Annotated in this window: 6 protein-coding genes and 2 tRNA genes; 7 read left to right on the top strand and 1 reads right to left on the bottom strand. The window is 64.5% G+C overall.

The window, feature by feature from the left end:
- Window positions 1-210: alpha-amylase family glycosyl hydrolase (locus AC062T_RS01350; RefSeq protein ID WP_476026684.1), on the bottom strand; the 210-nt coding region annotated here is incomplete at its 3' end.
- A gap of 232 nt (window positions 211-442) precedes the next feature.
- Here AC062T_RS01350 and AC062T_RS01345 point away from each other — a divergent pair.
- The 7 genes from AC062T_RS01345 to AC062T_RS01315 form a co-directional block, all read left to right on the top strand.
- Complete coding sequence (locus AC062T_RS01345; RefSeq protein ID WP_476026682.1) at window positions 443-1,654, top strand: sugar ABC transporter substrate-binding protein; 1,212 nt, start codon at window positions 443-445, stop codon at window positions 1,652-1,654.
- A 76-nt stretch (window positions 1,655-1,730) separates the two neighbouring features.
- Window positions 1,731-3,338, top strand: a complete 1,608-nt coding sequence (locus AC062T_RS01340; RefSeq protein ID WP_476026680.1) for an ABC transporter permease subunit — start codon at window positions 1,731-1,733, stop codon at window positions 3,336-3,338.
- Complete coding sequence (locus tag AC062T_RS01335; RefSeq protein ID WP_108997860.1) at window positions 3,338-4,243, top strand: sugar ABC transporter permease; 906 nt, start codon at window positions 3,338-3,340, stop codon at window positions 4,241-4,243. The genes AC062T_RS01340 and AC062T_RS01335 overlap by 1 nt, the downstream gene beginning before the upstream one ends.
- Before the next feature lie 146 nt (window positions 4,244-4,389).
- Complete coding sequence (locus AC062T_RS01330) at window positions 4,390-4,818, top strand: VOC family protein (RefSeq protein ID WP_476026678.1); 429 nt, start codon at window positions 4,390-4,392, stop codon at window positions 4,816-4,818.
- Window positions 4,819-4,960: 142 nt separating this feature from the next.
- A tRNA-Thr gene (locus AC062T_RS01325) sits at window positions 4,961-5,032 on the top strand.
- Window positions 5,033-5,062: 30 nt separating this feature from the next.
- Window positions 5,063-5,139, top strand: a tRNA-Met gene (locus AC062T_RS01320).
- Between the two features lie 234 nt (window positions 5,140-5,373).
- Window positions 5,374-7,423: M28 family peptidase (locus AC062T_RS01315; RefSeq protein ID WP_476026676.1), on the top strand; the 2,050-nt coding region annotated here is incomplete at its 3' end.

Here is a 7,423-nt window from a genome sequence, read left to right as displayed (position 1 = left end):
TTTTTGCGGTGACGTGTAGAACGGCGACAGCCAGATGGCGTCGACTCCGAGTTCGGCGAGCGAGTCGAGGCGCTCGGTGATTCCGGGGAGGTCGCCGATGCCGTCGCCCGATGCGTCGGCGAATGACCGCGGGTAGATCTGGTAGATCACGGCGGAGCGCCACCACTCCGGGGCGGGGGTGCGGTTGTCGTCGGCAGTTTCAGGGCGCATGGGCGACAGACTAACTGACCCGGCTGGATTGTGAAAGCGCTTGCATCATTGCGATTTGGGAACGGATCTTGTTCATTATTGGCAAATGAACATTGATGGGTGACAATGAAAGCGTTTGCAGTCTCCTGCAAGTTCACACATCACAACGAAAGCCCGCACAGCACGCTGGCACCTCACCTCACGGTGGGCTCGGTCAGCAGCGCGGCGATCACACACAGGAAAGGTGACACCAATGACGGTGAAATCGCGCAGCATCCTCGCGGCCGGGGCAATCGCCACGACTGCCGTTCTCGGCCTCGTGGGCTGCTCGGGTGGCTCAGGCGCCGACGACAGCGGCGACACGACCAAGCTCACCGTGTGGGTTGACGCCGAGCGCGTCGACGCGCTCAAGGGCGTCGCGGCCTCCTACAAGGAGAAGACCGGCATCACCGTGGATCTCGTCTCCAAGGCCAACGCCGACATCAAGGACGACTTCACGCAGCAGGCTCCGACCGGCAAGGGCCCCGACATCGTCATGGGCGCCCACGACTGGCTGGGCGAGCTCGTGAGCAACGGCATCGTTGCCCCCATCGAGCTGGCCGACAAGCAGGACGAGTTCCTCGAGGTTGCCTACGAGGCAGCAACGTATGAAGGCCAGCAGTACCTGCTGCCCTACGGAGTCGAGAACATCGCGCTTCTGCGCAACGTCGACCTCGTGCCGAACCCCGTCGCCACCTACGACGAGATGATCGCCGCTGGCACCTTCGTGGTTGAGTCCGACGGCCAGGGCCTCGCCAACCCGTACCACCTCTACCCGTTCCAGACCTCGTTCGGTGCTCCCGTCTTCGGCAGCGACGATGAGGGATACGACACGAGCGACCTGCAGATCGGCAGCGACGGCGGATACGCATTCGCCGACTGGCTTGCAACCCAGGGCAAGAATGGCACGGGCGTAATCGACACCGAGCTCACGGGTGACATCGCCAAGGAGCAGTTCACGAGCGGCGCGGCAGCCTTCTGGCTTACGGGCCCGTGGAACGTCGGCGCGGCCATGGAGGCGGGCATCAACGTTGCCGTCGACGTGATCCCCACGCCGGGCCCCGAGGCCGCCCAGCCTTTCGCTGGTGTTAAGGGATTCCTGCTGAACGAGCAGAGCAAGAACAAGGTCGCTGCTAACGACTTCCTCGTTAACTACCTCGGCACCGTTGAGGTTCAGAACGCGCTGTTCGACTCGGGCAACGTGCTCCCCGCCCTCACCGAATCGGCCGAATACGCCTCCTCTGACCCGATCGTCGCGGGCTTCCGTGCCGTCGGCGCCGAGGCCGTCCCGATGCCCGCCAGCCCCGCAATGGGTGCCGTGTGGGAGTTCTGGGGCCAGGCAGAGGGTGCAATCCTCAACGGTGACGACCCCACCACCACGTGGGAGAAGCTCGTCGCCGACATCCAGGCAGCTCTCGACAAGTAGTCGCTGAGACAGATAGACACGGGGGTGTCCCGCATCGCGGGGCACCCCCACCATCACGGCGGACGAAGGCTGCGAGATGACACCAACAAACACCGACCCCGAGGTCGTGGTTAGCCCCAGGCAAAAGAAGGCTGCGCGCCTGGCCGAGGCGGCCTCCGGCGGTCTCAAGATCATCCTGCTCAAGATCGTGCTTTTGGGCATCGTCGATGCCATCGCGGTTTATGCGCTTTTCGTGCTCGTGCTCAAGGACGAGTGGCTGGTCGCGGCAATCGTCGCGGTGGTCACGCTCGTCGTGAACTGGATCTACTTTTCACACCGTGTTATCCCGGCCAAGTACCTCACTCCTGGCCTGATCTTTCTCCTCATCTTTCAAGTCTTCGTAATCGCCTATACGGGTTACATCGGCTTTACCAACTACGGCACGGGCCACAACTCCGACAAGGACCAGGCCGTTCAGGCGCTCATGAGCTCGGCCCGCGAGCGGGTGCCCGACTCCGTTACCTACCGGGTAACCGTTGTTGAGAACCTCGAGGGCCTCGGTCTGCTCGTCACCGATCCCGACGGAGAGGTGAGCGTCGGCACCGCCACCTCGCCCCTCACCGAGGTCGACAACGCGGAAATGGACGGCAATGTCGCCGTCTCGGTGCCCGGATACACCTCGCTCAGCTTTCAGGATGTTCTCCAGCGGCAAGGCGAAGTCTTCGACCTTGAGGTGCCCGTCTCAGACGACCCGAACGACGGGGTGCTGCGCACGGGCGACGGTAGCTCGGCCAACATCTACCTCTCAAGCCTGATCTACGACGAGCAGGCCGACACGATGACGGATGCCGAAACGGGCGTCGTCTACAGCGATATCGGCACGGGCGCGTTCACCTCTGAGAGCGGCGAGGAGTTGCTTCCGGGCTGGCGCATCACGGTAGGTTTCGACAACTTCGCGCGCGCTTTCGGCGAGGAGAGCATCCGCGGGCCCCTCATTAACGTGACGATCTGGACGATCATGTTCGCGCTGCTGTCGGTGGCGTCGACCTTCCTCCTCGGCATGTTCCTCGCGATCGTCTTCAACGACAAGCGCATGAAGGGACGCAAGTTCTACCGCATCATCATGATCCTGCCGTACGCGTTCCCCGCGTTCCTTTCGGCCCTGGTGTGGGCCGGCATGCTCAACGAGCGGTTCGGGTTCGTCAACGAGGTGCTGTTCGGCGGGGCCGACATCCCCTGGCTTACCGATCCGGTTCTGGCCAAGATCAGCATCCTCGTCGTGAACCTGTGGCTCGGATTCCCGTACATGTTCCTCGTTGCGACGGGCGCGCTGCAGGCCATCTCTGATGACGTCGTCGAAGCCGCCACGGTGGACGGGGCTAAGCCCTGGCAGGTGTTCAGGCTCATCAAGCTGCCCCTCGTGCTCGTGACGATGGCGCCCATCCTCATCTCGTCGTTCGCCTTTAACTTCAACAACTTCAACCTCATCTACATGCTCACGGGGGGTGGGCCTCGCGATACGAGCGCCGGCATCAATGTGGGGGCGACCGACATCCTGATCTCGATGGTCTACAAGGTTGCGTTCACGGGCCAGTTCCGTGACTACGGCCTCGCGAGTGCCTTCACGATCATCATCTTCATCCTGGTCGCGGTGATCGCGGTTGTGAGCTTCAGAAAGACCAAGATGCTGGAGGACCTGAACTAATGAGCGCAGTAACGACCCGCTCGGGCGCCACAGTCCCGACCAAGCGCACGTTCTCCTTCGGCCGGTGGTTCCGCGCGACCGGCTGGCGACACCTCGTCGGCCTTGTGCTCATCGTCTTCTCGCTGTTTCCGCTGCTCTATGTGCTGTCGGCATCCCTCAACCCGATCGGTTCGCTCACCGGGTCGAATGCCCTGTTCTCCAACATCGGTTTTGGGGCCTACGAGCGGCTGTTCAACGACCCCTCGCAACCGTTCGGCGCGTGGTTCATCAACACGATGGTCATCGCCTTCGTCACCGCAGTGCTCACGGTGTTTATGGGGGCCCTCGCCGCCTACTCGTTCTCACGGATGCGGTTCGCAGGTCGCCGATTCGGGCTCATGACGATTGTGCTCGTTCAGATGTTCCCCCAGCTGCTCGCCGTCGTGGCGATCTTCCTCCTCATGAACACGATCAGCGACTGGTTCCCCGCGATCGGCATCAACACCCACATCGGCGTGATCATGGTGTACCTCGGCGGGGCGCTCGGCGTGAATACCTACCTCATGTATGGGTTCTTCAACACGGTGCCCAAGGACATCGACGAGGCGGCCAAGATCGACGGGGCGAGCCATGCCCGCATCTTTTTCACGATCATCCTGCGGCTCGTTGCTCCGATTCTCGCGGTCGTTGGCCTGCTCTCGTTCATTACGACGACCAACGAGTTCGTGGTCGCGAGCATCGTGCTCATCGACCCCGAGAAGCAGACCCTCGCGGTCGGGCTCTACAAGCTCATCTCAAACCCGAACTATGCGGACTGGGGAGCCTTCTCGGCCGGAGCGATCATCGCGGCGCTGCCCGTCACGATCCTGTTCCTCTTCTTGCAGAAGTACATCGTCGGTGGGTTGACCGCGGGAGCCGTTAAGTAGGTCGCTACGGTTGGTCGTTCGCTGCGGTCGGTACCTCGCTACTGCCGGTAGTTGGCCCCATGGAGCCGCCTACGCCATCCGAAGCTCTCGGGGGTATCCTCGGCGCCACGGCGGGCGGAGCCGCCTGCGCGACGAAAGGGGCGACGATGACGGGCAAGATCGGCAACATCACTTTTGACTGCGCAAACCCGCGCGAACTCTCACACTTTTGGTCAGACGTGCTCGGGTACCCCCGCGCCGAATACCCGGCAGAGCTGGCAGAAGCTGTTCTCGCGGGTGGCGGCACCCAGGATGATCTCGACGCGCGCAGCATTGCAGAAGACCCCACCGGGGTGGGACAGCGACTGTACTTTCAGCGCGTGCCCGAGACGAAGACGGTCAAGAATCGTGTGCACCTCGACATCAACGCGACCCCGGGGCGCCGGCCGACCCCAGAAGAGCTCGATGCCGAGCGCGACCGCATCGTTGGCCTCGGTGCTCGCCAGGTGGCCTTTCACGAAGAGGCGTGGGGACCGTTTGCCGAACGCCACTATGTGATGCACGACCCAGAAGGCAACGAGTTCTGCATTCAGTGACGCGGCTGCGGCGACGCCCGTCTCGCGTGGTGCCGCCCGCCCGCCACACCCGGGTGTGACGCCGTGTTCATGAGGGCCCGTGGGAAATGTTATTCTTGTCGGGTTGCCTGAAACGGGCGCGGCTTCTGCATGCAGAAGCAACGCCCCCTTAGCTCATTGGTAGAGCACTTCCTTGGTAAGGAAGAGGCAGTGGGTCCGATTCCCACAGGGGGCTCGGTCATCCTTTATTTTTATTGGATGCCGTGGCTGAGTAGCTCAGTTGGTTAGAGCGCACGACTCATAATCGTGAGGTCGCGGGATCGTGCCCCGCCTCAGCTACCACGGGCCCTTTCATTGAATCGGGCTTCCTTCTTCAGCACATCCGACCGGCGGCTCTTACAAGGTTGCCGGGGGTTGTGCGGACAGCGACTGCGTCGAAGTCGACCAACGGGCTTCCTTGCTCCTTCGAGACTGCGCAAATTGTCGCCTTAGACCCGAATAGACGACCATTTGCGCAGTCTCGGTGGAGCTAGCGCTGGGTAGCAGCCAACCCCGCCCCGCCCCTAGGCTCGGCGCATGAGCATCGATGCCCTCCGCCCTTCCCGCGCTCGTCGATGGGGAGCGCCGGTGGCCATTGCGGCACTCGTCGCTGTCGCGATCGGATGCACCCTCGCGCAGGCTCCTGCGGCACCGCTCGGTGAGGATGCGGCGGCTGGCGATTTCAGCGCCACCCGCGCCATGGAGCACATCGAGGCGATCTCGCAGGAGACGCGCCCGATTGGCTCCCCAGCCCACGCCGAGGCCCGCGACTACCTCGTGGGCGAGCTGGAGGCCCTGGGGTTGGAGGTCGAGGTGCAGGAGCGCACCGGAGTTTCGGAGACGAGACCGGGGCGCACGCAGGGCATCGCGTTCGTTCAGAACATCGTGGCGACGCGAGAGGGCAGCGACCCGACCGGAACCCTCGTTCTCGCCGCCCACTACGACTCCGTCAACGGTTCGCTCGGTGCCGGTGACGACGGCATCGGCATCGGCTCGATCATGGAGTCCGCGCGCGCTCTCGGCGATGAGACTCCGACCAACGACCTCATCATCCTCTTCACCGACGGCGAGGAATCCGGGCTGCTGGGTGCTGAGGCGTTCACGCGCGACGATTCAGCATCCCTCGTGCAGCCGGTCGTTGTCGTCAATCTCGAGGCACGAGGCACCGCAGGCTCGCCACTGACATTCCGTACGTCGAGCCCCAACGGACCCATCACGGCTTACACCTCGGCCGCGGGCGGAGTCGTTGCGAACTCTGCGATGGAGACGGTGTTCGGCCTCATGAGCAACGACACCGATTTCAGTCGCTTCTCCGAGGGTGGTCTGCTCGGCACCGACAGCGCGATCGTCGGCGGTGGGGCGCTCTATCACTCGCCGCTCGACAGCCCCGAGAATCTGAGTCGCGCATCTCTGCAGCAGATGGGGCAGTCCACGCTGGCTCTCACCCGCGAACTCCAGGATGCCGACCTGGCTGCACTGCAGGAGGGCCAGGACACCATTGTCGCGACCGTGCCCTGGGGGCTATTGAGGTTTCCGCTCGCCCTCGAGCTGCCGTTCGCGATCGCCGGGCTTGGCGCGGCCATTGCCGCAGCCGTAATCGGTCGGCGTCGTCGCGAGCTGACCGTGCCCAGAACGCTCATCGGCATTGTTGTCGCGCTGGTGTCGGTGGCGCTGGCGGCAGGTGGCGCCTACGCCCTGTGGGCGGCTGCCCTGGCCATCGACCCGGGGCAGGCATCGGCGAGCGTCGGCGAGCCCTATGTTGCGTGGCCATATCTGGCCGCGATAGCCGTGCTCACGGTGGGCGCCGTAGTCGGGCCTTTCCTTCTCCTCCGGCGGATGCTCGGGCAGGCAGCCCTGGTCACGGGCGCGCTGGTGGCGGTGACGGTTGTGGGCGTAGCGCTCGCGGTCGCATTGCCCGGGGCCGCATCCGTCGTGGCATTCCCCGCCCTGTTCGCCGCCGTGGCGATGGTCGTCGCACAGCTGCTTCCGGCCAGATTTGCCTCGTGGCGGGTTGCCGTGCTCGCGCTGGGCGCGCTGCCCGCATTCGCGCTGATCGTTCCGGTGGCGGTGTCGGCCTCCGAGCTGGGGCTGCCGCTGGGCGGGCCCGTCGCCGCATTGTTCGTGGCGATTGTGCTGCTGATGGCGCTGCCAGTGGTGGCGGAAATTCGCCCGGCGACATCGCAGACCGGGGAGAGGGCCCGACCGCTGCGGGCCGCCGTTGGCGCAGCATCCGTCGTCGTGGTTGTCGCAGCGCTCGCCGCCGGAGGGCTTGTGGCTAATGGGGAGGGTGCGACCTTGCCCCGCCAGGAGAGTGTGGAATACGCCATCGACACCGACGCGGGCGCCGCGCTGTGGTCGAGCCGGCGGGCGCCGGTGAGCGAGTGGAGCGCCGAGCTGCTGGACGGAGACCGCCGCGTACTGGCCGATGTCGCCCCGTGGTGGGGCACGAGCGCCCGCAGCACGGGGGAGGCCCCCGTCGCGGAGCTAGAGGCGCCGAGCGTGACGGTGGTCACGGATGAGGCCGCGGGCGACCGCAGAACCCTCACGTTGCAGATCGATTCGCGGCGCTCAGCCCCCACGCTGGGGG

The organism is Homoserinimonas sp., from assembly GCF_056262345.1.
Note: the sequence above shows the minus strand (reverse complement) of the source record. Positions and strands in the feature narration are given on the sequence as shown.

Excerpts from the sequence above, each read along its gene's own strand:
- AC062T_RS01345 (WP_476026682.1), top strand. The coding sequence starts at position 443 with ATGACGGTGAAATCGCGCAGCATCCTCGCGGCCGGGGCAATCGCCACG.
- AC062T_RS01340 (WP_476026680.1), top strand. The coding sequence starts at position 1,731 with ATGACACCAACAAACACCGACCCCGAGGTCGTGGTTAGCCCCAGGCAA.
- AC062T_RS01335 (WP_108997860.1), top strand. The coding sequence starts at position 3,338 with ATGAGCGCAGTAACGACCCGCTCGGGCGCCACAGTCCCGACCAAGCGC.
- AC062T_RS01330 (WP_476026678.1), top strand. The coding sequence starts at position 4,390 with ATGACGGGCAAGATCGGCAACATCACTTTTGACTGCGCAAACCCGCGC.